21 protein-coding genes are annotated in these 25,532 nt (G+C 67.0%); 15 read left to right on the forward strand and 6 right to left on the reverse strand.

The window, feature by feature from the left end; translation table 11 throughout:
- Positions 1-9 precede the first annotated feature (9 nt).
- The 4 genes from LQF09_RS04425 to LQF09_RS04440 all read left to right on the forward strand — a co-directional run bounded on the left by LQF09_RS04425 (position 10) and on the right by LQF09_RS04440 (position 5,651).
- Positions 10-4,143: a translocation/assembly module TamB domain-containing protein gene (locus tag LQF09_RS04425; RefSeq protein ID WP_270069286.1), complete on the forward strand. Its 4,134-nt coding sequence runs from the start codon at positions 10-12 to the stop codon at positions 4,141-4,143.
- A 92-nt stretch (positions 4,144-4,235) separates the two neighbouring features.
- On the forward strand, positions 4,236-4,802 hold the full coding sequence (gene msrA / locus LQF09_RS04430) for a peptide-methionine (S)-S-oxide reductase MsrA (protein WP_002928607.1): 567 nt from the start codon (positions 4,236-4,238) through the stop codon (positions 4,800-4,802).
- Between the two features lie 33 nt (positions 4,803-4,835).
- The gene (locus LQF09_RS04435) at positions 4,836-5,180 is read left to right on the forward strand and encodes an FKBP-type peptidyl-prolyl cis-trans isomerase (protein ID WP_002928608.1); all 345 of its coding nucleotides are present in this window, start codon (positions 4,836-4,838) and stop codon (positions 5,178-5,180) included.
- Between the two features lie 12 nt (positions 5,181-5,192).
- A complete protein-coding gene (locus LQF09_RS04440; RefSeq protein ID WP_002928610.1) occupies positions 5,193-5,651 on the forward strand; it encodes an Lrp/AsnC family transcriptional regulator in 459 nt (152 codons plus the stop codon).
- 51 nt (positions 5,652-5,702) lie between these two features.
- Here LQF09_RS04440 and LQF09_RS04445 read toward each other — a convergent pair whose 3' ends face one another.
- Positions 5,703-7,046: a sodium-dependent transporter gene (locus tag LQF09_RS04445; protein ID WP_002940808.1), complete on the reverse strand. Its 1,344-nt coding sequence runs from the start codon at positions 7,044-7,046 to the stop codon at positions 5,703-5,705.
- Positions 7,047-7,570: 524 nt separating this feature from the next.
- Between LQF09_RS04445 and LQF09_RS04450 the strand changes: the two genes are divergently transcribed.
- Together LQF09_RS04450 and LQF09_RS04455 are read left to right on the forward strand one after the other, a co-directional pair.
- Positions 7,571-11,164, forward strand: coding sequence for an indolepyruvate ferredoxin oxidoreductase family protein (locus tag LQF09_RS04450; protein ID WP_270069287.1), 3,594 nt, complete (start codon positions 7,571-7,573; stop codon positions 11,162-11,164).
- A gap of 100 nt (positions 11,165-11,264) precedes the next feature.
- A complete protein-coding gene (locus tag LQF09_RS04455; RefSeq protein WP_270069288.1) occupies positions 11,265-12,314 on the forward strand; it encodes a Glu/Leu/Phe/Val dehydrogenase dimerization domain-containing protein in 1,050 nt (349 codons plus the stop codon).
- 66 nt (positions 12,315-12,380) lie between these two features.
- Here LQF09_RS04455 and LQF09_RS04460 read toward each other — a convergent pair whose 3' ends face one another.
- The 3 genes from LQF09_RS04460 to LQF09_RS04470 form a co-directional block, all read right to left on the reverse strand.
- A complete protein-coding gene (locus tag LQF09_RS04460) occupies positions 12,381-12,509 on the reverse strand; it encodes a PEP-CTERM sorting domain-containing protein (RefSeq protein ID WP_270069289.1) in 129 nt (42 codons plus the stop codon).
- 152 nt (positions 12,510-12,661) lie between these two features.
- A complete protein-coding gene (locus LQF09_RS04465) occupies positions 12,662-13,078 on the reverse strand; it encodes a hypothetical protein (protein WP_270069290.1) in 417 nt (138 codons plus the stop codon).
- Between the two features lie 200 nt (positions 13,079-13,278).
- Positions 13,279-13,470 carry a hypothetical protein gene (locus LQF09_RS04470; RefSeq protein ID WP_270069291.1) on the reverse strand — a complete coding sequence of 64 codons (192 nt, stop codon included), beginning with the start codon at positions 13,468-13,470 and terminating at the stop codon, positions 13,279-13,281.
- Positions 13,471-13,685: 215 nt separating this feature from the next.
- Between LQF09_RS04470 and coxB the strand changes: the two genes are divergently transcribed.
- From coxB to LQF09_RS04490, 4 genes are read left to right on the forward strand one after another with little or no spacing between them, the layout of a single operon-like run.
- Positions 13,686-14,849, forward strand: coding sequence for a cytochrome c oxidase subunit II (gene coxB / locus LQF09_RS04475; RefSeq protein ID WP_270069292.1), 1,164 nt, complete (start codon positions 13,686-13,688; stop codon positions 14,847-14,849).
- 3 nt (positions 14,850-14,852) lie between these two features.
- Complete coding sequence (ctaD, locus tag LQF09_RS04480) at positions 14,853-16,451, forward strand: cytochrome c oxidase subunit I (RefSeq protein WP_002928641.1); 1,599 nt, start codon at positions 14,853-14,855, stop codon at positions 16,449-16,451.
- 32 nt (positions 16,452-16,483) lie between these two features.
- Positions 16,484-17,008: a cytochrome c oxidase assembly protein gene (locus LQF09_RS04485; RefSeq protein WP_002940819.1), complete on the forward strand. Its 525-nt coding sequence runs from the start codon at positions 16,484-16,486 to the stop codon at positions 17,006-17,008.
- Between the two features lie 60 nt (positions 17,009-17,068).
- Positions 17,069-17,950 (forward strand): cytochrome c oxidase subunit 3, encoded by an 882-nt coding sequence (locus LQF09_RS04490; protein ID WP_002940831.1) that lies wholly within the window; start codon positions 17,069-17,071, stop codon positions 17,948-17,950.
- A 26-nt stretch (positions 17,951-17,976) separates the two neighbouring features.
- On the opposite strand, the gene LQF09_RS04495 is transcribed toward LQF09_RS04490, so the two are convergent.
- Positions 17,977-18,186 (reverse strand): DUF2909 domain-containing protein, encoded by a 210-nt coding sequence (locus LQF09_RS04495; protein ID WP_002928648.1) that lies wholly within the window; start codon positions 18,184-18,186, stop codon positions 17,977-17,979.
- 26 nt (positions 18,187-18,212) lie between these two features.
- Here LQF09_RS04495 and LQF09_RS04500 point away from each other — a divergent pair, with 26 nt between their 5' ends.
- The 4 genes from LQF09_RS04500 (at position 18,213) to cyoE (ending at position 21,553) form a co-directional block, all read left to right on the forward strand.
- Positions 18,213-18,980, forward strand: a complete 768-nt coding sequence (locus tag LQF09_RS04500) for an SURF1 family protein (protein ID WP_270069293.1) — start codon at positions 18,213-18,215, stop codon at positions 18,978-18,980.
- A complete protein-coding gene (locus tag LQF09_RS04505; protein WP_002940840.1) occupies positions 18,967-19,497 on the forward strand; it encodes a hypothetical protein in 531 nt (176 codons plus the stop codon). Before LQF09_RS04500 ends, LQF09_RS04505 begins: the two co-directional genes overlap by 14 nt.
- Positions 19,494-20,555, forward strand: a complete 1,062-nt coding sequence (locus LQF09_RS04510; protein ID WP_002940842.1) for a COX15/CtaA family protein — start codon at positions 19,494-19,496, stop codon at positions 20,553-20,555. Before LQF09_RS04505 ends, LQF09_RS04510 begins: the two co-directional genes overlap by 4 nt.
- Positions 20,556-20,644: 89 nt before the next feature.
- Positions 20,645-21,553: a heme o synthase gene (gene cyoE / locus LQF09_RS04515; protein WP_270069294.1), complete on the forward strand. Its 909-nt coding sequence runs from the start codon at positions 20,645-20,647 to the stop codon at positions 21,551-21,553.
- A gap of 47 nt (positions 21,554-21,600) precedes the next feature.
- Here cyoE and recQ read toward each other — a convergent pair whose 3' ends face one another.
- Positions 21,601-23,490, reverse strand: coding sequence for a DNA helicase RecQ (recQ, locus tag LQF09_RS04520; protein ID WP_002940845.1), 1,890 nt, complete (start codon positions 23,488-23,490; stop codon positions 21,601-21,603).
- A gap of 1,129 nt (positions 23,491-24,619) precedes the next feature.
- Here recQ and LQF09_RS04525 point away from each other — a divergent pair.
- Positions 24,620-25,531: a MerR family transcriptional regulator gene (locus LQF09_RS04525; protein ID WP_270069295.1), complete on the forward strand. Its 912-nt coding sequence runs from the start codon at positions 24,620-24,622 to the stop codon at positions 25,529-25,531.
- Position 25,532 lies beyond the last annotated feature (1 nt).

The raw sequence follows: 25,532 nt of genomic DNA on the forward strand, positions 1-25,532 counted from the left end.
TCGAGCGCAATGACGGCGCATCCGGCCACTCCCGCAACACGCCCGCCCGAGCTACGTGGGCGCCGCTGGCTGCGAGGCCTGGCTGCCGCGCTGCTGCTGCCGCTTGTGGGCGCGGCCGGACTGGGGGCCTGGCTGCTCGGTACCCAGTCCGGACTTGAGACCGCGCTGGCGCTCGGCACCCGCCTCACCGATGGCGCGCTGCATGCGGAGCGTCCGCGCGGCCGTGTGCTCGGCGGTTTCGAGCTCGACGTGCTGCGCTATGAAACGCCCGGGCTGCAACTCGAGGTACGTGACTTCGAACTCGAATGGAAGCCTGCTGCGCTGTTCGAGCGCCGCCTTCTGGTCGAGCGTCTCGCGGCGGCACACGTCGAGCTCGCCAGGGCAAGCACGGACGACACTGCGCCCGCGGCCCCCACCACCCTGCCGGACTCCCTCGCCGTGCCGCTGGCCATCGAGCTGCGCAGCCTCGTGCTGGGCGCTTTCGTCATGCGTACGCTGGGTGAAGAGGAGGCGCATGGCCAGGCCGACGAGCGTGCCGGCGAGCCGGCCGGGGATGGCGGCGCTGCCGATCTCGATGCCCGCTCCGGTGCCGGGCATCACGCCGCGCAACCGTTGTTTACCGAACTCGAGGCCGCGTTCGACAGCGATGGCCGTCGGCATCGGTTGCGCACGCTCGCGCTCAGCTTGCCCCAGGGACGACTGCAGCTCGCGCTGGGTGTCGAAGGCGCCGCACCGCACGCGCTCGATGGCGAGGGCCGCTTCGATGGTGTCATCGACGGGCGTGCCGTGGTCGCACGCTTTGGCGCCACCAACACCCTGCTCGAGCCCCATCTGAGCATCGACGCCCAGGGCGAGGGGCTGACCGCCCGGGTCGAGGTCGAGGCGGAGAGCCTGGCGGCGATGCCGCTGCGTCGGCTTTCGGTCAAGGCGGGCGAGATCGACCCGGCTGCGTTCGTGGACGGGGCGCCGCGCGCCGCGCTCAGCCTCGAGGCCGAACTCGCGGCGACGCCCGATGCGGCGAGCCTGCTTGGCGGGCCGATTCGTGTCACCAATCGCCTGCCGCAGGCGGTGGACCAGGGGGGTATTCCGCTGCTCAGTCTCGATGGCCGCCTGGACTGGCGGGACGATGGCCTCGCCGTCGATGCGCTCGACCTGCGCCTGCCCGGCGCGGGGCGCATCGGCGGTCGCGTGGCGTGGCAGCGCGGCGGTCAGGCTGATGACGATGCGCGCCGCGAGGGGGGCCTCGGTCGCATCCATGCCGCGCTCGAGCTCGATGCCATAGACCCGGGCTTGCTCGACAGTCGCCTGCCGCGGCAACGGCTGGCGGGGCGCATCGACGCCGAGGGCGACGAGGCCCGGCAGCAGGCGCGTGTTGCGCTCGAGGCGGGGAGCGCCCGCATCGACATCCAGGCGCTCTTGCAAGGCATGGCAGTGACTGCCGACGCTGCCGCGGCGGAGACCGAGTCCGGCGGCAGTACATCGGCAGGACCCGCTGCGGCCGGCCGCCAGGTGTTCGAACTGAGTGCCCGTCTGCGCGGGGCCGACCCGCGTGCGTTTGTGGCCGAGGCGCCGTCGGCGCGCCTCGATCTCGACCTGCATGCCGAAGGCGCGCTGCCGGTGGCCGACGAGCCGCTGTCCGTGGCGCTGCGTTTCGACATCCTCGACAGCCTGCTCGAAGGTCTGCCGCTGCGCGGCAAGGGCCAGCTCAGGGTCGAGGGTGAGCGCTTGCCCGAACTCGCACTGGATGTGCAGCTGGCGGGCAACAGCCTGGTTGCCGAGGGGGCGCTGGGCGCACCACAGGATCGTCTCGCGCTGCGTCTCGATGCGCCGGCGCTCGAAGCGCTTGGCCTGGGCCTCGGCGGGCGGGCCTCGGCAGAGGGCTCGATCGGTGGCGCGCTTGCAGCGCCCGTGGGGCGCGTGCAGTTCTTCGGCGAGGGCCTGCGCCTGCCGGGCGAGGTGCGCATCGGCGGCGTCAACGGTGTCGTACAGCTCGATGCTGGCACCGACGGGCCGTTCGCGCTCGCACTCGGCGTGAGCGGGCTTGGCAGCAGCGCGCCGGATGAGGACGGCCGGCCGCAGTCCGACTGGGTGTCCAGCCTGCGCCTGGCGGCCGAGGGTACGCGCGCCAGCCACCGTATCGAGCTTGCTGCAATTGCCGGTGGGAACGTGGCGCCGGCCGGTGTTGAAGCCGATGCCCTCGAGCTCGGGTTGAAGGGCGGACTGGCAGCAGGGACTGCGCTGCGCTGGCGCGGCGAGTTGTCGGCGCTGCAGACGACTGGGCGCGTGGCGGCGCGCCTGCTGGCCCCGGTGGCCCTCGAGCTCGCGCCCGATGCGGTACGCCTGGGTGCGGCCGAATTCAATGCCGGAGACAAGGGCCGCATCCGCTTGCTCGAGACGGCATGGTCGCCGACCCGCAGCGTGCTGCGTGGCGAGCTCAGCGGGCTCGTGCTCGAACTCGAGCCGCGGCGCGCCGATGGCCAGCGCCGGCGTGGCGCCGACCCGCTGGTGCTGGGCGCGCGCTGGGATCTGAGCGTCGGCCGCACGCTCGACGGCGAAGCGCGGGTCTTTCGCGAGGCGGGCGATGTGCGCCTGGAAGGGGAGTTGCGCACCCGGCTGGGGCTGGAGCGTCTCGACGCCGTCCTGCGGGCACGCGGAGACCGTCTCGAGCTTGCGCTCGACGTGCGCGGCAGCGAATTAGGCAGTCTCGCCGGTGAAGCGAGCGTGCGTGCGCGGCGCAGTGCCGAAGGCATCTGGAGCCTGCCGCCAGATACAGCCCTCAGTGCGTCGGCCAGGCTGGACATGCCGTCGATCACCTGGCTCGGCCGGCTCGTGCGCGAGAATGTGGAAACCGCCGGACGCATCGGGGGGGCGGTCGCCGTGTCCGGGACACTGGCTGCGCCGCGTGCGAGCGGCACGATCAATGGACGCGAGCTGGGCTTCACGCTGGTCGATCAGGGCCTGGTGCTGTCCGGTGGCGAGCTCGATCTCGCCTTCGATCAAGAGCGCGTGCGCCTTCTGCGCCTCGAGTTCGTATCGCCGAACCGGGTGCAGCCACGTGATGGACGCATCCCGGTGGCCGCGTTGACGGCCAGTCCGGGGCGTTTCGAGGCCAGCGGAGAGGTGGCGCTCGACAACGGCGCCGGCCGCTTCCGTTTTGCCGCCGATCGGCTGCCGCTACTCCAGCGTGACGACCGCTGGATGCTGTTGTCGGGCCAGGGGAGTGCGCGCAGCACCTGGTCGTCGCTGGCGCTCGACGCCGAGTTTCGTGCCGATGCCGGCTACATCGAGTTCGCCGAGGCGATGCCCCCCAGCCTGTCGGATGACGTGGTGGTGCTCGGCCGCGACGAGGTGGCCGAGGCCGGCGCCTTTGCCGTCACTGCCGATGTCCGCGTCGGACTGGGCGATGCGCTATACCTGTCCGCGATGGGTTTGGAGACCCGCCTTGCTGGCGATCTGCGTATCCGCCTGCAGCCCGGACGTGCGCTGTCGGCCGTCGGTACCGTATCGACCGTAGGGGGCAGCTACCGCGGCTATGGCCAGAACCTGGTGATCGAGCGCGGGGTCGTCAACTTCCAGGGGCCGCTCGATGCGCCCGGGCTCAATATCGTCGCACTGCGCAAGGGGCTCGAGGTGGAGGCTGGGGTCGCCGTCACCGGCAGCGCCAAGCGCCCTCAGGTGCGCCTGGTGTCCGAGCCCAACGTGCCCGACCCCGCCAAGCTGTCGTGGATCGTCCTTGGCCGTGCCCCGGACGCTGCTTCGGGGGCCGATCTGGGCCTGTTGCTGCCGGCGGCCGCGGCGTTGCTCGGCGGCCCTGGGGGCGGCATGACCGAGGAGCTCTCGCGCAGCCTCGGCTTCGACGCATTCTCCATTGGCCAGGGCGAGCTCACCAGCACCTCGCGCACGCAAAGCAGCCGGGTGCTCGGCAGTGGCTCGACGGTTGCCAGCGGCCCCACCGTGTCCGGCCAGGTGCTCAGCCTGGGCAAGCGCCTTGGACCCGACCTGTTCCTGTCCTTCGAGCAGAGCCTGGGCGGGGCGGCCACACTGGTCAAGCTGAGCTACCAGCTCTCGCGCCGGCTGTCGCTCGTGGCGCGTGGCGGGACCGACACCTCGGTCGATCTGCATTACGGCTTCTCCTTCCGCTGAGCCGCAGTGATGCCGAGCCGGCCGCATGGGGAATGAATGAGGCTGTCCGTGGTCTGCAGCAAGTGCTGCATTTCCTTGTAGGGAGTGGATGAATGACTGAAGAAGCGAAGGGCCCCGTGCTCGAGACCGCCATCCTCGGAGGAGGCTGTTTCTGGTGCCTGGAGGCCGTGTTCGATCTCGTCGATGGGGTCGAGTCGGTGGTGCCGGGATACTGCGGCGGGCACGTCGATAACCCGGGCTATCGTCAGGTGTGCACCGGCGGCACGGGCCATGCGGAGGTGGTGAAGGTCGATTTCGATCCGGCGCGGGTGAGCTATCGCGAACTGCTCGAGATCTTCTTCCTGATCCATGATCCGACCACGGTCGACCGTCAGGGCAATGATGTCGGCCCGCAGTACCGCTCGGTGATCTTCGTCACCAGCGATGCACAACTGCACGATGCGCTCGCGCTGATCGAGGACATCGGCGAGCAGCGCGTCTACCCGAAGGCGATCGTGACGCGGGTGGAGCGGGCGCCGGTATTCTGGCCGGCCGAGGCCGAGCATCACGACTACTATATGAACAACAGCGATCAGCCCTACTGCCAGTACGTGGTGGCGCCCAAGATTGCCAAGTACCGCGCCAAACTCGCCGAGCGCCGGCGCGGAAGTGGCAGGTAGAATGCCGCCTTTGCACGCACACAGGAGAAGCGCATGACCCAGACCACCACAGCCAGCGGCCTCGTCATCGATGAACTCGAGGTTGGTACCGGCGAGACCGCCGTCAAGGGCAAGATGGTGTCGGTGCACTACACCGGCTGGCTGACCGACGGTCGCAAGTTCGACTCGTCCAAGGATCGCAACGACCCGTTCAATTTCCCGCTCGGCGCCGGCCATGTCATCCGCGGCTGGGACGAAGGCGTCGAAGGCATGCAGGAAGGCGGCAAGCGCAAGCTCACCATTCCGCCGGCGCTTGGCTATGGTGCGCGCGGCGCCGGCGGTGTGATCCCGCCCAATGCGACGCTGGTGTTCGAGGTTGAACTGCTCAAGGTGATCTGAGCCGGGCGCGCGATGAAACTCGATCCGGCCCAGCGTCATATCCTGAGCCTGCTGCAGCGGGACTCCACGCTCAGCACCCAGGTGCTTGCAGAGCGCGTCGGCATGTCGCCGACGCCCTGCTGGCGGCGGGTGAAGGAGCTGGAGGAGGCGGGGGTGATCAGCGGCTACGTGGCGCTCGTCGACCGCCATAAGGTCGGTCTGGGCACCTGTGTCTGGGTGCGGGTCAAGCTCAAGCAGCACAGCGCAGACGTGCTCGAGCGCTTCGAGCGCGTGGTGAAGGGCTGCCAGCAGGTGGTCGAATGCTACGAACTGCTCGGCGAGACCGACTGTCTGCTCAAGCTCTACCTGCCCAATCTGGAGGCGCTGTCCTCCTTCATGCACGATTTCCTGCTCAAGATTCCGGAGATCGACGTCACCCACTCCGCGGTGGCGTTGCGCGAGATCAAGAACGAAACGGCCCTGCCGCTGTAAGCGGTCAGGGCCGTTTTCGCCTTCATCGCGCCTGTGCGGCGCACGCGATGATCAGAGATTGCTGACGAAGACGATCAGCACGCCCACCGGTGCCACGAAGCGCGCCACCACGTTCCACACACTGAAACCCAGTTCGCCGAGGCCCAGCTCCTTGCGCACGCTGTCACGGTCCAGGCACCAGGCCGCGAACAGGATGGCGCCCAGTCCGGTCAGCGGCAGCATGAACTTGCTGGTGAGCTGATCGAGCAGGTCGAAGATGTTGAGGCCGATGATCGTCACGTCGCTCCAGTGGTTGAAGGACAGCAGCGCGGCGATACCCAGCGCCCAGGTGGCGATACCGGCGACGAAGGTCGCGCCTGCACGCGACAGCGGCGTGCGCTCCTCGACCAGTTCCACCACCGGCTCCAGCAGCGAGATCGCCGAGGTCAGCGCGGCGAAGGTCAGCAGCACGAAGAAAAGGGTGCCGAGAATGACGCCCCCGGTGATGTTGCCGAAGGCGATCGGCAGGGTGACGAAGATCAGGCCGGGGCCGGCGGCAGGGTCGAGACCGTTGGCAAAGACGATCGGGAAGATGGCCAGGCCGGCGGCGATCGCGATCACCGTGTCCATGATCACCACGGTGCGCGCGGTACGCAGCAGGTCGACGTCCTCGCCGAGGTAGGAGCCGTACGCCATCATGATGCCCATGCCCAGCGACAGGGTGAAGAAGGCGTGGCCGAGCGCAGCCAGCACGACGTCGCCGGTGAGCTTGCTCCAGTCCGGGTTGAACAGGTAGGCCATGGCCTGGCCGAAGCCGCCGGTGGTCATGCCGTAGCCGACGAGGATGAAGAGCAGCACGCCCAGCGAGGGCATCAGCAGCTTGGAGGCACGCTCGAGGCCGCCTGCGACGCCCATGGCCACCACACCCACGGTCAGCGCCATGAACACGGTGTGCCAGGTCAGCAGGCTGCCGGCATTGGCCAGGAAGCCGGTGAAGGCATTGCCCACGGCATCCTTGTCCATGCCGGTGAAGCCGCCGGTGATCGCATCACCGGTATAGGACAGCGCCCAGCCGCCGATGACGCTGTAGAAGGACAGGATGAGGAAGGCTCCGAGCACGCCGGTGAAGCCGATCAGCGCCCAGGCGCCGCTGCGGCCGTTCTTCTTCGCCAGCTCACCCATTGTGCTGATCGGATTCTTCTGGCCGCGGCGGCCGATCATCCATTCGGCGACCAGGATCGGCAGGCCGATCAGTGCGATGCAGAGCAGGTAGACCAGCACGAAGGCTGCGCCGCCACTCTGGCCGATCATGTAGGGGAACTTCCAGATGTTGCCGAGGCCGACTGCCGAACCGGTGGCCGCGAGCACGAAGCCCATGCGCGAGGTCCACTGGCCGTGGGTGTGCGTCTTCTGCATGTCAGTACGCTCCCTGCAAAGCGTGATCGGGTGCAGTGGGGCGTGCGGCGATGCAGGGGCGCGGCTGCCGGATGGGCTGCCCGCCGCTGGCGGCGTGATGGTTCATTTTGGTCTCCTCGAGTTTTCTGCGCTTGTGGCGCGGTGGGCCTCTGGCCCGGGCAAAGCCGCGGATTCTAGGCTTGTTGGCGGGCTGCGGCCAGTGCTGGCACGCAGGCGGCTCGACCCGGCACCGTGCCATGTCGTATCCGTGGCCGTGGTGTGCGGTCAGGATGACGCGGATCGTAAGTGCTGATGAGCGGAAAAATATTTCTTATATCGACCGAATCCGGGCCGAATGCGGAATTTCTTTTCTCGACTTCGTTCTAGCATTCGGTTCGTAAGCCGCTGTGGGACGGGGAGCGATTCGTCCTGCGGTGGCCAGAGTGACGCGCCCACAACCCCTAATGCAGAGGAGACAACGCCGGCCCGCCGGAAGCCCGCGCCAACCGCGCGCCGCTCACCGCCAGGCGGCAGTTCACACCACCATGTCGAACACCATGCCCCCCGTCAGCCTCGACGACAAATACACCCTCAAGACCGGCCGCGCCTGGATGACTGGCATCCAGGCTCTGGTGCGCCTGCCGATGATGCAGAAGATGCGCGACGAAGCCGCTGGCCTCAATACCGCCGGCTTCGTCACCGGCTACCGCGGCTCGCCGCTCGGCAACGTCGACCAGGAGTTCTGGAAGGCGAAGAAGTATCTCGAGCCGATGCAGATCCGCTTCCAGGCCGGCCTCAACGAGGATCTCGCAGCGACCTCGGTGTGGGGCACGCAGCAGGTCAACCTGGATCCGAATGCCAAGTTCGACGGCGTATTCTCGATCTGGTACGGCAAGGGCCCTGGCGTCGACCGCACGGGCGATGTCTTCCGCCACGCCAATGCTGCCGGCACCTCGAAGCACGGCGGCGTGCTGGTGATCGCCGGTGACGACCATGCCGCCAAGTCTTCCACGCTGCCGCACCAGACCGAGCATGTGTTCAAGGGCCTGATGATGCCGGTGCTCGCGCCGGCCGGTATCCAGGAGTACCTGGAGTACGGCCTGCACGGCTTTGCGCTGTCGCGCTATTCGGGCTGCTGGGTGGCGTTCAAGGCGTTGACCGACACGGTGGAAACGTCCTCGTCGGTCAATGTCGATCCGTTCCAGGTGCAGACGCTGATCCCGACTGCCGCGGACTTTCCGCTGCCCGAGGACGGGCTGAACCTGCGCTGGCCCGACCCGCCGCTGGTGCAGGAGAAGCGCCTGCTGCACCACAAGCTCTATGCTGCGCTCGCCTACTGCAGGCTCAACCAACTCAACCGCACCATCATCGACAGCCCGAACGCGAAGCTCGGCATCATCACCAGCGGCAAGAGCTACCTCGATGTGCGCCAGGCGCTGGACGACCTCGGCATCGACGAGGCGAAGGCGGCCGCCATCGGCCTGCGCCTGTACAAGGTCGGCATGGTGTGGCCGCTGGAGGCCGAAGGCGTGCGCAAGTTCGCCGAAGGGCTGGATGAGATCCTGGTGATCGAGGAGAAGCGCCAGTTCCTCGAGTACCAACTCAAGGAGGAGCTCTACAACTGGAAGGACGAGGTGCGCCCGCGCGTGATCGGCAAGTTCGACGACAAGGGCGAGTGGGCCCTGCCGCACAGTGAATGGCTGTTGCCCGCTGCCGGCGAGCTCACCCCGGCGATGATCGCCCGTGCCATCGCCGGCCGCATCGCGCGCTTCTACACCTCCGACCGCATCAAGGCGCGGCTCGCCTTCATCGAGGCCAAGGAGGCGGCGCTTGCCAAGCCGCGGCTGTCCATCCAGCGCGTGCCGCACTACTGCTCGGGCTGTCCGCACAACAGCTCGACCAAGGTGCCGGAAGGTTCGCGTGCCATCGCCGGTATCGGCTGCCACTACATGGCGACCTGGCTGTCGCCCGAGCACACCCAGACCTTCTGCCAGATGGGCGGCGAGGGCGTGCCCTGGATCGGCCAGGCGCCTTTCACCGCCACGCCGCACGTGTTCGCCAACCTGGGTGATGGTACTTACATGCACTCGGGCATCCTCGCCATCCGTGCGGCGGTAGCGGCCAAGGTGAACATCACCTACAAGATCCTCTACAACGATGCGGTCGCGATGACCGGCGGCCAGCCACACGACGGCACGCTGTCGGTGCCGATCATCGCCCGCCAGCTGCTGGCCGAAGGTGTGGGCACGGTGGTGGTGGTCAATGACGGCACGCCGCGTGCCTATGGTCCGGCCGACCTGCCGCACGGCGTCGGCGTGCGGCACCGCGACGAGCTCGACGCCGTGCAGCGTGAGCTGCGTACGGTGCCGGCCGTGACAGCGATCATCTATGACCAGACCTGCGCAGCCGAAAAGCGCCGTCGCCGCAAGCGCGGCAAGTTCCCCGACCCGGCCAAGCGGGTGGTCATCAACGACCTCGTGTGCGAGGGCTGTGGCGATTGCAGCGACAAGTCGAACTGCATGTCGGTGGGTGCGGTGGAGACCGAGTTCGGCCGCAAGCGCTTCATCGACCAGTCGTCGTGCAACAAGGACTATTCCTGCGTGAAGGGCTTCTGCCCCAGCTTCGTCACCGTCGAGGGCGGCGCGCTCAGGCGTGGCAAGGCGAGTGGCGCGAGCGCGCCCGGTCGACTGGCGGCCGAGCTGCCTGAGCCGCAGTTGCCCGACACCGCCGCGCCCTGGGGCATCCTCATCACCGGCGTGGGCGGCACCGGCGTGGTCACCATCGGCGCCCTGCTCGGCATGGCCGCCCACCTGGAGGGCAAGGGCATCTCCGTTCTCGACATGGCGGGCCTGGCGCAGAAGGGCGGCGCGGTGTGGTCGCATGTGCGCATCGCCAACCGCCAGGACCAGCTCCACGCCGCTCGCGTCGCCGCCGGCGAGGCCAACGCAGTGATTGGCTGCGACCTGGTGGTGGCGGCCAGCGATGAGTCGCTGGCCAAGATGCAGAAGGGGCTCACGCGCGTCGTCATCAACCGCGACCAGACCAACACCAGCGAGTTCGTGCGTGGTTTTGCCGCCCAGGCGCGCAGTGGCGACGTCGGGGCCAACCCGGATCCGCAGTTCCCTGCGCAGCCCATGGAAGCGCAGATCGTCGATGCGGTGGGTGCGGACAAGGCCGAGTTCCTCGACGCCACCAAGCTCGCGACCGACCTGCTGGGCGACTCGATCGCGACCAACCTGTTCATGCTTGGCTTTGCCTGGCAGCGCGGCCTGGTGCCGCTGTCGCGGCAGGCGATCGAGCGCGCGATCGAGATCAACGGCGCCGCGGTCGACGCCAACAAGGCTGCCTTCCTGTGGGGGCGCCGTGCCGCGGTGGATCTCAAGGCAGTGGTCGAGGCGGCCAAGCCGCAGCTTGGGACGCCGGAGCACCACCGCCTGTCGACCAGCGTCGATGAGGTCATCGCCCGCCGCAAGGCGCATCTGAACGACTACCAGGATGCGGCCTACGCCACGCGCTACACCAGGCTGGTCGAGCGCGTGCGTGCTGCCGAGGCGAGGGTTGCTCCCGGCATCAGCCTGCTCACCGAGGCGGTGGCACGCGGCTATCACAAGCTGCTTGCCTACAAGGACGAGTACGAGGTGGCGCGCCTCTACACCGACAGCGACTTCCTCAAGCGTGTCGACGAGCAGTTCGAGGGCGACTACAAGCTCGTCTTCCACCTTGCTCCGCCGACCATGGCAGACAAGGATGCCCAGACCGGCGAGCTCAAGAAAAAGGCCTACGGCCCGTGGATGCTCAAGGCGATGCGTGTGCTGGCAAAGTTCCGCCATCTGCGCGGCTCGATGCTCGATCCCTTTGCGCGCAGCCACGACCGCAAGCTTGATCGCGAGCTGATCGCCGACTACGAGCGCATCGTCGAGGAGATCCTGGTCAATCTCGACCAGGCCAACGTCGAGGCTGCCATCGAGCTGGCGGCGATTCCAGACCAGATCCGTGGCTTTGGTCATGTCCGCGAGCGCTATGTCGCCAGCGCCCGCAAGCGCCAGGCAGCGCTGCTCGAGGACTTCCGCCACCGCCGCCCGGTGAGCGCGCCGGTGGCGACCAAGGTGCGCAAGACGATCGCAATCATCCCGGGCTGAGCCCGCTCCCGTTTCTTACCCCCGCCGCCTCACCGGCCCGCCACGAGCGGTGCCGGCGGGACGGCTCATCCCCACGTTCCCAAAAGGAAGGAGACACAACATGGCCGTATTTTTTTTGAGCGACTTCGCCGACCACGAGCAGGTGGTGTTCGTCAGCGACGACAAGAGCGGACTGAAGGCGATCATCGCCGTTCACAATTCCAACCTCGGCCCTGCGCTCGGAGGTTGCCGCATGTGGCCCTACGCCTCCGAGGAGGAGGCGGTCCGCGACGTGCTGCGCTTGTCGCGCGGCATGACCTACAAGTCGGCGATGGCCAACCTGAAGCTCGGTGGCGGCAAGTCCGTGATCATCGGCAACCCGCGCACGCAGAAGACGCCCGAGCTGCTTGCCGCCTTCGCCCGCGCGCTCGAACAGCTGAACGGGCGCTACATCGCCGCCGAGGACTCCGGCACCAGCGTCGCCGACATGAAGTACATGACGCAATTCACCCAGCATGTGGCCGGCATTCACGACAAGCCCTCCGACGAAGGCACGCGCAGCGGGGATCCTTCGCCCGCCACCGCCTACGGGACCTTCATCGGCATCAAGGCGGCGGTGAAGGAGAAGCTCGGGCGCGATTCGCTCGAGGGCCTGCGCGTCGCCGTGCAGGGTGTCGGCAATGTCGGTTTCGACCTCGCTCGCCAGCTCAAGGCGGCCGGTGTCCAGCTGTGGGTAACCGACATCCACCGCGAGCCGCTGCTGCAGGCGGGCAAGGAACTGGGCGCGACCGTGGTTGCGCCGGATGAGATCTTCGGCCTCGACGTCGACGTGTTCGCACCGTGCGCGCTAGGGGCCATCCTCAACGACAGCACCATTCCGCAGTTGAAGGCGAAGGTCGTCGCGGGCGCCTCGAACAACCAGCTCGCCGAGCCGCGCCACGGCGTCGAACTGATGAAGCGTGGCATCCTGTACGCGCCAGATTACGTCATCAACGCCGGCGGCATCATCGACGTCTATCACGAGCGCATCGGCTTCGATCGCGCCGCATTGCTCAAGCACATTGAGGGTATTCATGACAACCTCATGGAAGTCTTCGAGCGTGCGCGCAAGGAGGAGCGTCCGACCGGCGAGGTGGCTGACGCAATAGCCGAGGAGCGCTTCAAGCGCTGAGCCGGGCCTGTGCTGGCACGAAAACGGCGACCCGCGGGTCGCCGTTTTCGTGGCTTGCACTCAGCTTCAGGCGGTGCGCTGCTTGCGGCGGACCGCGCCAAGACCGAGCAGGCCCAGGCTGAGCAGGGCGAGTACCGTGGGTTCGGGTACCGCGCTGGCAGGCGCTGGGGTGAAGCGCACGTTGTCGATGGACATATCGTCGAGGACGCCGCCTCGAGCAACCTGCTGCAACAGCACCGAGCTGAATGCGGTGTCGCTTACGAGGCCGAAGAAGCCGGAGGTGCTCGTGCCATTGCGCGGGAAGAGCCCACCGGTGGTAGCGCCACCGAAATCGACGCCGAGTACGGTCAGCTTGTAGGAGTCCGTCGAGTCCGTGTCGCGCCAGTCGAAGCCGAAGGCGTAGGTCGGGGCGTCGAAGATGATTCGATCTGGGGACCCCAGCCGCTGCCATTGGCGCCGAAGGTCTGAGAGCCCCAGATCAGTCTTGCCGTGTTGTCGATCGTGCTTCGTGCCGTGTTCTCGATCCCGACGCCGGGGCCCGTGCCGCGCGGGTTTGCTGCCGCAGTGAGCGTGAAACCGTCGAAGTCGTAGGCGACGCCATAGCTGAAGCGCCCGAGTGCGCTATCGTTGAAGTCTTCCAGCGCGGTCGTGCCTGCCGCTGCGCTGAAGGCTGCGAGATTGCTGAAGGTGTTGATCACTGCAGCATTGGCGCTGCTGGCGAGGGCAATGGATGCGGTAAGGGCAATCGTGAGTTTCTTGAGCATTTCTTACGTTCCGTCAGAGGCTGTTCAGACCAGCAGCGGAGAAGCCTGCTGTGCTTTTTGCTGATTTCGAGGCAGCGGTTTTTCAGTGCAGGACTCTAAGCAATAGCCGTGCCAGGCGGGATTCCGTCGCGGCGAGACGTTCTTCAGGGCGTTTTTGCGCTCACACAGCGCCCAGTACCCTCATTCATTTGTGATGTGTGTCACGGATGATTCGCCGACTGCCGGATGTGGAGCTTGACGGTCGCGCCCTTCTTGCGGGCGCGCGCGCATTCATCGCCAAACGCCATGATCCAGCCATGTGCGGGGTGTAAAAAAAGCCGACACACGCCATTTCTGATGCCATCAGTCGAGTCGGGCGGTGCGATGTCGCAGCATCGGAGCACCAGCCTCATGCAGGTAATCCCCAATTGACCGTAGCCCATTGATTTTGTGCTTTTTCTCAACTTGGACTAATTCTCCTTAAGGTTCTCGCTGATTCTTGCGTTTCCCGATTCCCTGCATATAGTGAATCGTCAGGCCGCGTGCACGACGCGTCCGCCAAGGCCTTTGCATCAGACCTCCGCCTACAGGGTTGCCAAGCCCCCAAACGATAATTAGGAGTCGTGCAGTGAGACACCACATCCTGAGCGCGTTGTATTCGGCAAGGTATTCGCGGCTGTGCCTTGGCGGTTTGTTCATGCTCTTGTGCCAGGCGGCAATTGCCCAGGAAAGCAGATACAACATGACGCGTGGCGTGACCGAGATCAGCCAGCGCGTGTATGGCCTGCACATGACGATCTTCTACATTTGCGTGGTGATCGCCATCATCGTGTTCGGGCTGATGTTCTGGTCCATCGTGCGCCATCGCAAGTCGGCCGGCGCTGTCCCTGCGCAGTTCCACGGCAGCATGAAGATCGAATTGCTGTGGACCGCGATTCCGGTGGTCATCCTCGTCGTCATGGCCATTCCGGCCACGCAGGCCCTGATCGCGATGGAGGATGCTTCCGAGTCCGATCTGACCGTGCTGGTCACCGGCTCGCAATGGAAGTGGCACTACAAGTACCTCGACTACCCGATCGAGTATTTCTCGGTCCTCGCCACCCCGCGGGCGCAGATCTCCAACGAGGCGGAAAAGGACGCGCTCTACCTGCTCGAGGTCGACAAGCCGCTGGTCATCCCCACCGGCAAGAAGGTGCGCTTCCTGCTCACCGCCGACGACGTGATCCACTCCTGGTGGGTGCCCGATTTCGCGATCAAGAAGGACGCGATCCCCGGCTTCATCAACGAGACCTGGACGCGGGTCGACAAGCCCGGCCTCTACTACGGCAAGTGTGCTGAGCTGTGCGGGCGTGATCACGGTTTCATGCCGGTGGCGGTCGAGGTCAAGAGCGAGGCCGACTTCGAAGCCTGGGCGGCCGAGCAGGTCGCGCTGCAGGAGGCGGCGCGCACGGCCGATGCGGCAGCGACCCCGATGAGCATGGACGAGTTGATGACGCTCGGCGAGAAGGTCTACGGCACGGCCTGCGCGGTCTGCCATCAAGCTTCCGGCGAGGGCCTGCCTGGCGTGTTCCCGGGCCTCAAGGGCAGCGCCATGGTTACCGCCGACATTCCCGGTCACATCCGCATTGTCGTGTTTGGCAAGGCGGGTACGGCGATGCAGGCCTTCGCCCGCCAGTTGAGCACCAGCGAGTTGGCGGCCGTGATCACCTACGAGCGCAACGCCTGGGGCAATGACACCGGAGACATGGTGCAGCCGGCCGATGTGGCCGCCGCGATCCAGGGAGGGGAGTGAGCGATGAGCACAGAACAGACCGGTGCCCTGCACCCCGGCGAGCATCTGGACCACGAGCACAAGCCGCGCGGCATCACGCGCTGGCTCTACAGCACCAACCACAAGGACATCGGTACGCTCTACCTGCTGTTCTCGCTGGCGATGCTGTTCATCGGCGGCAGCCTGGCGATGGTGATCCGCGCCGAGCTGTTTCAGCCCGGGTTGCAGTTCGTCGATCCGCACTTTTTCAACCAGATGACCACCGTGCATGGGCTGGTGATGGTGTTCGGTGCGGTGATGCCGGCCTTCGTCGGGCTGGCCAACTGGATGGTGCCGCTGATGATCGGCGCGCCCGACATGGCGCTGCCGCGGGTCAACAACTGGAGCTTCTGGATCCTGCCCTGCGCCTTCGCCATCCTGCTGTCCACGCTGTTCATGGAGGGGGGTGCCCCGGCGGCCGGATGGACCTTCTACGCGCCGCTGTCGACCACCTACAGCAGCGACTCCACCGCCTTCTTCGTGCTGGCAGTGCATCTGATGGGCGTGTCCTCGATCATGGGCGCGATCAACATCATCGTCACCATCTTCAACATGCGCGCACCGGGCATGACCTGGATGAAACTGCCGCTATTCGTGTGGACCTGGCTCATCACCGCCTTCCTGCTCATCGCGGTGATGCCGGTGCTGGCCGGCGTGGTGACGATGGTGCTGACCGACAAGTATTTCGGCACCAGCTTCTTCGATGCGGCAGGCGGCGGTGATCCGGTGATGTTCCAGCACATCTTCTGGTTCTTCGGCCACCCCGAGGTGTACATCATGATCCTGCCGGCTTTCGGCATCATCTCGGCAATCATCCCCACCTTCGCACGCAAGCCGCTGTTCGGCTACGAGTCGATGGTGGTGGCCACCGCCAGCATCGCCATTCTGTCCTTCCTGGTGTGGGGCCACCACATGTTCACGGTGGGCATGCCGGTGGCTGCCGAGCTGTTCTTCATGTATGCCACCATGCTGATCGCCGTGCCTACCGGGGTGAAGGTGTTCAACTGGGTGGCGACCATGTGGCGCGGCTCGATGACCTTCGAAGTGCCGATGATGTTTGCGCTCGCCTTCATCGTGCTGTTCACCATCGGCGGCCTGTCCGGCCTGATGCTGGCCATTACGCCGGCCGACTTCCAGTACCAGGACACCTATTTCGTCGTCGCCCACTTCCACTACGTGCTGGTGACCGGCGCGGTGTTCGGAATCATCGCCGGCGTGTATTACTGGCTGCCGAAATGGACCGGCGTGATGTACAGCGAGCGCCTGGCACAGACCCACTTCTGGTGCTCGCTGGTGTCGGTCAACATCCTGTTCTTCCCGATGCACTTCGTCGGCCTGGCCGGCATGCCACGCCGGATTCCCGACTACGCCCTGCAGTTTGCCGACCTCAACGCCCTGATGAGCATCGGTGGCCTGCTGTTCGGCCTGTCGCAGCTGCTCTTCGTATGGGGTGTGGTGCGCTGCATGCGCGGTGTCGGCGACAAGGCCAGCGACCGGGTTTGGGAGGGTGCCCAGGGGCTGGAGTGGGAGATCCCCTCGCCGGCGCCATACCACACCTTCGAAACGCCGCCGGTCGTCAAGTGAGCGTATGGCGCCAGTAGCAAGGAGCAAGGATCATGACGAGCAACGCAAGCCTGGTACGGCGCCTGCTGCTGGTGTGCGTCGCGATGTTCGGCTTCGGCTTTGCGATGGTGCCGCTGTACGACGTGTTCTGTCGCATCACCGGCATCAATGGCAAGACCGAGGGCGTGGCCGCGGCGCAGCCTGCCGGTGTAGATCTGTCGCGCGAGGTCAGCGTCGAGTTCCTTGCGCGCAGCGATGCCGGCATGCCGTGGACCTTCGTGCCGCTGACCGAGCGCGTAAGGATCCACCCGGGTGACCTGCAGATCGTCGAGTTCGAGGTCGCGAATCGCAGCGGCGAAGCCCTGGTCGCGACCGCCGTGCCCTCGGTATCACCCGGCGAGGCTGCGCGCTACTTCAAGAAGATCGAATGCTTCTGCTTCGAGGAGCAGGCACTGGCCGCCGGCGAGACGCGATCCATGCCGGTGCAGTTCTACATCGATCCTGCACTGCCCGAGCGTTTTCGGAACATGACTTTGTCTTATCGCCTGTACAAGAGCGCCCACACCGCCAGCCGCTGAGCGTCCGTATCCGGGCGGGCTCGCACGCACCGCGGCCCACGCACAAATGGAGGCATGAGCATGAGTACCACGCATCAGAGGTATTACGTGCCGCACGACAGCGGCTGGCCGATCTTCGGCGCGGTCGCGCTGTTGCTGGTGGGCTACGGGGCCGCATCGTGGGTGACGCAGGCGGGCAAGCCCGAGGGTGGCAATGGTGTCTACATCTTCTGGGCTGGCATCGCGCTGCTGGTGGTCATGCTGTTCGGCTGGTTCGGTACCGTCATCCGCGAATCGACCAGCGGCCTTTACAGCGACCAGCTCGACCGTTCCTTCCGCCAGTGCATGGCGTGGTTCATCTTTTCCGAGGTGATGTTCTTCCTCGCCTTCTTCGGCGCGCTCTTCTACGCACGCGTGATCGCGGTCCCCTGGCTGGGCGGGGCAGGCAACAATGCGATGACCGGCGAACTGCTGTGGCCGCAGTTCGACGCGGTGTGGCCGGTGCTGAAGACGCCGGGTGGCACCGAGACGCAGCCTATGCCCTGGTCGGGCATCCCGCTCATCAACACGCTGATACTGCTCGCTTCCTCGGTGACGCTACAGGTCGCGCACACCGCCATCGAGCTCGGCAACCGAGCGCGCCTGAAGATCTTTCTCGGGCTCACCATCGTGCTCGGTGCGGTGTTCCTCGGCTTCCAGGTCTACGAGTACGTGCACGCCTATCGCGACCTTGGCCTTCGCCTGGACTCGGGCATCTACGGCAACACCTTCTTTCTGCTCACCGGCTTTCACGGCCTGCACGTCACCATCGGCGCCATCCTGCTGCTGGTGATCTGGCTGCGCATCGTGATCAAGGACCACTTCACCGCCGACAAGCACTTCGGGTTTCAGGCTGCGGCCTGGTACTGGCACTTCGTGGATGTGGTGTGGCTGAACCTGTTCATCTTCGTGTACGTGCTCTGAACGGGCGCCGGATGGCGGGGCGGCGTTCAGTAGGGGCGTGGATTGGTGGTCAGCACCCCGGTGGCGAGCAACACCACCAGCAGTGCCATCACCGCCACCGAGAAGTACACGCGACGGGCGAGATAGCGCGACATGCGGGTGTGCGAGCCATCGTTCTTCAGCATCACGTAGAGCGCCTGGAACAGGCTGACGATCACCACGGCGAGCAGGATGACGAGCAGGATCTTGATGAACATGGCGAGGCTCCGCAGGCGGGATGGCGATGAAGATAACAGCCTTCGGGCGCCGCTGGACCATTCGCTGGCAGTGGGCCCTGGTCAGCCTGGCGGCAAGTGCGCTGCTGGCGAGCCTGTCCATGTGGCAGCTCCAGCGCGCTACCGAGAAGACGCAGACGCTGGCGCGCATCGCGGCGTGGCAGGCGCAGGGCGCGGTCGGCCTGACGCGGCTGGCGCATCTGGTGCAGGCCGGCGTTGGGGCGGGCGAGGGCGCGGTCGACGGCCTGCAGGTAGACTTCGAGGCGCGCTGGCTGGCGCCCGCCGTGTGGCTGATCGACAACCGCATCGTCGACGGGCGCGCCGGCTACGACGTGCTGATTGCGGTCGCCGATCGCAGCGACCCGCGCGCTGCGGGACTGGCCGTGCTGCTCAACCTCGGCTGGATAGAGGCGCCGGCCGCACGCGATGTCCTGCCATTGCCGGCCATCCCCACGCAACTGCGTGTGCAGGGCATCTTCCGCACCGACGTGGGGGGACTGCTGCTCGGCACCAACTTCGAGGACCGCGGCAGCTGGCCGATGCGCATACAGCAGGTCGATGTGGACGCGCTCTCTCCCCTGGTGCCGGTAGCGCTCGTGAGAGGTCTGGTGCATCAGCAGCAGGGCTCGCCCTTTCATATCCACTACCGGCCGGTGGTGCTGCCCGCCGAGCGCCATCGCGCCTATGCCCTGCAGTGGGCGCTGCTGGCATTGGCGGTGATCGTTGTCGCTCTGGCGGCGGGGCAGTGCAAGGAGCGCCCGCATGAGCAGCCGTAAATTCCTGGCCCTGTTCCTGCTCTGTGCGCTGTTGCCGCTCGCCGCAGCCTGGCTGGCGCTGACGCAGGGCTGGTTTGCCGGCCACGCCAGCAATCGCGGCCAATGGCTGGACCACGAGGTGCAGGTGCTGCCGGCATCGGCGGGGGGCGACGCCCACTGGCGCCTGGCCTACGTGCAGCCAAGCGACTGCGACGCCGCCTGCGAGGCCGCCGTCGAAGCGGCCCTGCACATCCTGCAGCAACTGCATGCGGGGCTCGGCCGCAAGCAGGAACAGGTGCGTCCGGTTGTTGTCGCCGCCGCCAGTCCGGCCGTGCTCGAGCGCTTCCCGAGCGTACGCTGGGAGGCCGCAGCGCTCGCCGATGCCGCGCTCATGCGTCACATCGTGATCGTCAATCGAGCGGGCCTGGCCTTGCTGCGCTATGCAGTGGACGGTGACCCGGCGCACGCGGTCCAGGTCGCCGCCGACATCCGTAGCGACCTGCTGCGTCTGCTCAACTACGACAGGAGCGGGGTATGAGGCGCTTCACCTGGCTGGTCAATCTCACTCTCGCGCTGACCCTGATGGTGATCGCGCTCGGCGCCTACACCCGGCTCACCGATGCCGGCCTTGGCTGTCCGGACTGGCCGGGCTGCTACGGCCGCCTCACCCCTCCGGTGAAGGACGTTCACATCGAGGCCGCGCAGGCACGTTTTCCAGACGCCCAGATAGACCCCTTCAAGGCCCGCAATGAGATGATGCACCGCTACATAGCGGGCCTGCTCGGCCTGTGCGTGCTGGCGGTCTTCATCCTCGCCCAGCGCCTGCGTCGCGCCCGAGGCCTGAGTGCGGCGCTGCTGGCGCTGGTGATGTTCCAGGCCGCGCTCGGCATGTGGACGGTCACCATGAACCTGATGCCAGTGGTGGTGGTGGCGCACCTGTTCGGCGGCTTCGCGCTGCTGTCGATGCTGGTGCTGCTGCGCGTCGAGCTTGGCCGCGACCCTGCCGACCCTGTCGAGCCCCGGCTGACCCGTCTGCTGCCGCTCGCCTGGCTGGGCCTTGCCGTGCTGCTGGCGCAGATTGCGCTTGGCGGTTGGACCTCGGCCAACTATGCCGCGGCTGTGTGCTACCAGCTGCCCTTCTGCGAAGGCGGCTGGCATGCGCAGTTTTCGTTGCGCGCAGCTTTCAGCCTGCCGCTGGGACACGAGACCTATGAGTATGGCGTGCTGCCCTACGAGGCGCGAATGAGCATTCATGTGTTGCATCGCATGGGGGCTCTGGTCGTCACTGCCGTGCTGGCCGGCCTGGTGCTGTTGTGCATGCGCCGAGCCATGAGTGCGCGCCTTCGCGGGCTTGCCGCGTCAGTGGGGGTATTGCTGGTGTTGCAGGTGACGCTTGGCTTGATCAACGTGGTCGGGCAGGTGCCGCTCTTCAATGCGGTTGCCCACAATGTGACAGCGGCATGCCTGCTTGCCGCGCTCGTGCTGCTGGTCCGCCAGTTGCATGTGCAGTCGGGCCAGGCCTTGCATGCGCGAGGGCGTGCAAGACCGGGGGCGGCCTATGGGGTGGCGGTTCAAGGCCCGATGAAGCTGCGCTAGCCACCGAGCCGGGTGTTGCGCACGGGGCGGCCTATCGGTGTCAGATACAGGGTGTCAGATACAGGGTGTCAGAGCCAGGGGATACGGACATGGACGGCTACAAGCGGATTCCGACGGTGGCAGCCAGCGTGGGCGAGGCGCTCACGCTCGGACGTGCGTTCTGGCAGCTCACCAAGCCGCGGGTGGTGGCGCTGCTGGTGCTCACGGCCTGGGTGGGCATGATGCTCGCCAGCGCCGGGCTGCCCGATCTTGCCTTGATGGCGCTGGCGAGCTTGGGCATCGCCATGGTGTCGGGTGCGGCGGCGGCCTTCAACCACGTGCTCGACCAGAAGATCGATGCCCGCATGGCGCGCACGCGCATGCGTCCTCTACCGGCCGGGCGTTTGAGCAACGTGCAGGCGGTGAGCTTTGCATTTGCGCTTGCCGGTGCGGGCTTTGCCCTGCTGCTGGTGGCGGTCAATGCGCTGACCGCGTGGCTGACGCTCGCCGGCCTGTTCGGCTATGCGGTGGTCTACACCGTGTTTCTCAAGCGCGCGACGCCGCAGAACATCGTGATCGGCGGTGTGGCAGGGGCGCTGCCCCCGGTGCTGGGGTGGACGGCGATGACCGGCAGTGTGGGCGCCGAAGCCCTGCTGCTGATGATGATCATCTTCACCTGGACGCCGCCGCACTTCTGGGCGCTGGCCATCCACCGCGTGGAGGATTACCGTCGCGCCGGCCTGCCGATGTTGCCCGTGACCCATGGCATCGCCTTCACCCGCACGCTGGTGCTGCTCTATACCGTACTGCTGCTGGCGGTGTGCCTGTTGCCTTACCTGGTCGGCATGAGCGGGTTGTTCTATCTGGTGGGCAGCCTGGTGCTGAACCTGCAGTTCCTGCGCCACGCCTGGCGGCTCAAGTTCGCGCCGCGCGCCGACACCGCGATCCGAACCTTCCGCTTCTCGATCACCCACCTGATGTTGCTGTTCCTGGTGCTGCTGGCCGACCACTACCTGTAATCGCCGGTCCGACCGCTTGGTCCGGCCGATCGGGGGCGTGATCCGCCTCAGCCCGCCTCGGTGACGAGCTCGAGGATCGCCGCGCCGTAGTGCTCCAGCTTGCGATCGCCGACGCCGCTGATGCGACCGAGTTCGGTCAGGGTGCGTGGGCGGGTGATGGCGATCTCGCGCAGGGTGGCGTCCTGGAACACCACGTAGGCGGGCACGTTGCGCTCCTTCGCGGTGGCGAAGCGCCAGGCGCGCAGGCGATCGAAGAGGGTGGTGGGGATGCCGTCGGGAATCTCGAGGTGGGCGGCACTGCGCCGCTTGGCGCGGCTGCGGCTGCGTTCGCGCTCGAGGCGCAGGTGGAACTCGGCCTCGCCGCGCAGCAGCGGGCGGGCGGCGTCGGTGAGGCGCAGGGCGTTGTAGCGCTCGTGGTCGACGGCGACGAACTCGCGCGCCACCAGCTGGCGGAAGAGTGTGCGCCAGCGCTTCTCGTCGAGCTCGCTGCCGATGCCGAAGGTGGTGATGTCCTGGTGGCCGCGTTCGATCACCTTGTCGGTGAGTTCGCCGCGCAGCACGTCGATAAGGTGGCCGGCGCCGTAACGCTGGCCGGTTCGGTATACGCAGGACAGCGCCTTGCGCGCAGCCTCGGTGGCGTCCCAGGTCTGCGGTGGGTTGAGGCAGTTATCGCAGTTGCCGCAGGGACCCGACTCCTCGCCGAAGTAGGCGAGCAGGTGCTGGCGGCGGCAGGTGGTGGCCTCGACCAGGCCGACCAGCACGTCGAGGCGGTTGCGCGCCAGGCGCTTGAATTCCTCGCTTGCCTCCGACTCGTCGATCATGCGCCGTTGCTGCACCACGTCCTGTGCGCCCCACGCCATCCACGCCTGCGCGGGCAGGCCATCGCGCCCCGCGCGGCCGGTTTCCTGGTAGTAGCCCTCGATCGAGCGCGGCAGATCCAGATGCGCCACGAAGCGCACGTCGGGCTTGTCGATGCCCATGCCGAAGGCGATCGTCGCCACCATGATCAGGCCGTCCTCGCGCAGGAAGCGGGTCTGGTGTTCGGCACGCGTCTCCTGGGTCATGCCGGCGTGGTAGGGCAGGGCGTTGAGCCCCTGTTCCTGCAGCCAGGCGGCTGTTTCCTCGACCTTGCGGCGCGACAGGCAGTACACGATGCCGGCTTCAGACGGGCATTCCTCGCGGATGAAGGCGAGCAGCTGGCGGCGTGCGTCGTCCTTGTCGACGATGGTGTAGCGGATGTTGGGGCGGTCGAAGCTGGAGACGAAGCGGCGCGCATGCCGCAGGTTGAGGCGCTCGGCGATCTCCTCGCGGGTCTGGCGGTCGGCGGTGGCGGTGAGCGCGATACGCGGGATGGACGGGTAGCGCTCGGGCAGGATCGAGAGCTGCAGGTACTCGGGGCGGAAGTCGTGGCCCCACTGCGACACGCAGTGCGCTTCGTCGATGGCGAACAGCGCCAGCCGGCCGGTGTCGCGCAGGTGGTCGAGCTGGTCGAGGAAGCGCGGCGTCATCAGCCGCTCGGGGGCGACATAGAGCAGCTCGAGCGTGCCGTCCCACAGCGCGCGCTCGACTGCGCGGGCGCGCTCCATATCCAGGCTGGAATTGAGGAAGGCGGCGTTGACGCCGGCTTCGACCAGCGCGCTGACCTGGTCCTGCATGAGCGCGATCAGCGGCGACACCACGATTGCCGTGCCGGTGCGCAGCAGTGCCGGGATCTGGTAGCACAGCGACTTGCCGCCACCGGTGGGCATCAGCACCAGCGCATCGCCGCCTGCGGCGACATGCTCGACGATGGCCTGCTGCTCGCCGCGGAAAGCGGGGTAGCCGAAGACGTGCTCGAGGATGCGGTGCGCGGGTGACGGGTCATCATGACCGGGGGCGGGTGCCGTCAGCGCTGGGGCCTGCGTCCGTGCCGGCTGGGAGGGGAGGTCTTCGAGCATCCTGCCATTTTAGCCTCCGCGCCGCTGACCGGGCAGACGGTTGGGCGCGATTGCCTTCAACCCCTCGCGACTGGCGTCGCTCCTACAGGAGAAGCGCCGCGCACATCGGTCCGCCGTAGGCGCGGCGCCAGCCGCGAGCTTTGCGGGGCTTGCGACGAGCCCTGTCGCCTTCAACCCCTCGCGACTGGCGTCGCTCCTACAGGAGAAGCGCCGCGCACAACAGTTTGCCGTAGGCGCGGCGCCAGCCGCGAGCTTTGCCGGGCTTGCGACGAGCCCTGTCGCCTTCAACCCCTCGCGACTGGCGTCGCTCCTACAGGAGAAGCGCCGCGCACATCGGTCCGCCGTAGGCGCGGCGCCAGCCGTGAGCTTTGCGGGGCTTGCGACGAGCCCTGTCGCTTTCAACCCCTCGCGACTGGCGTCGCTCCTACAGGAGAAGCGCCGCGCACAACAGTCCGCCGTAGGCGCGGCGCCAGCCGCGAGCTTTGCGGGGCTTGCGACGAGCCCTGTCGCCTTCAACCCCTCGCGACTGGCGTCGCTCCTACAGGAGAAGCGCCGCGCACGTCGGTCCGCCGTAGGCGCCGCGCCAGCCGCGAGCTTTGCGGGGCTTGCGACGAGCCCTGTCGCCTTCAACCCCTCGCGACTGGCGTCGCTCCTACAGGAGAAGTGCCGCGCACGTCAGTCCGCCGTAGGCGCGGCGCCAGCCGCGAGCTTTGCGGGGCTTGCGACGAGCCCTGTTGCCTTCAACCCCTCGCGACTGGCGTCGCTCCTACAGGAGAAGTGCCGCGCACGTCAGTCCGCCGTAGGAGCGGCGCCAGCCGCGAGCTTTGCGGGGCTTGCGACGAGCCCTGTCGCCTTCAACCCCTCGCGACTGGCGTCGCTCCTACAGGAGAAGCGCCGCGCACGTCGGTCCGCCGTAGGCGCGGCGCCAGCCGTGAGCTTTGCGGGGCTTGCGACGAGCCCTGTCGCTTTCAACCCCTCGCGACTGGCGTCGCTCCTACGGGGGGTGGGAGAAGGGGAGTTGGGCGGACGAAATCCAAGTTTGTCCTGGACAAAGTTGAGGGCGCTGCCTAACATTCGCATCACTGATGCAACCCGTCCCGAGGTTCCAGTCTGGACGTCCGGCCCGCCCATGAACGACATCGCCCGCTTCGAACCCGTCCATAACATCGCTGCCGTCGAGCGCGACACCGGCATTGCGAAGGATACCTTGCGGGTGTGGGAGCGACGCTACGGCTTTCCGACGCCGGCGCGTGACGCCAACGGCGAGCGTCTGTACGCGCCGGAGCAGGTCGACAAGCTGCGCCTGATCCGTCGTTTGCTAGACCACGGACGACGGCCTGCGCGCATCGTGGGGGCGAGCGCGGACGAACTCGCGCGCATGCTCGACGAGTGCCTTGCCACGAGTGCGGCAGCGCCCGGCTGCGACGGCAGCCTGCTCGAGCTCGTGCGCCTGCATCGCAGCGTCGAACTTGCGCAGGCCTTGCGCCATGCGCTGATGAAGCAAGGCCTGCAGCGTTTCGTGGCCGACACGGTGGCGCCGCTCGCGGCCGCAGTGGGCGAGGCCTGGATGCGCGGCGAGGTCGACGTCCCCGAGGAGCACCTGTTTACAGAGCAGGTGCAGAACGTGCTGCGCGGCGCGATTGGTGCCCAGGCGGCAAGCGGTGGCCGGCCGCGTGTGCTGCTCACCACCTTCCCCGAGGAGGAGCATGTGCTCGGCCTGCTGATGGCCGAAGCCATGCTCGTACCCGAGGGCGCCTGCTGTGTCTCGCTCGGCACGCGCACGCCGCCTGCCGACATCCGCAGTGCGGCGGTGGCGGGCGGCTTCGACATCGTCGGCCTGTCCTTCAGCATTGCCTACCCGGCGCGCCAGGCCATCGAGGGCTTGCTGGCGCTGCGCGAAATGCTGCCGACGACGGTGGATATCTGGGCCGGCGGGGCCGCAGTGCGCGACAAACAGAAGCGCCTGCCGGGCATCCGCGTCGTCGGCGATCTCGACGGAACGCTGGCCGCGCTGCAGCAGTGGCGCGCGCAGCACAGCTGAG

Origin of the sequence: Thauera sp. WB-2, from assembly GCF_027594845.1 — a bacterium.
GTDB classification, from domain to species: Bacteria; Pseudomonadota; Gammaproteobacteria; order Burkholderiales; family Rhodocyclaceae; genus Thauera; species Thauera mechernichensis.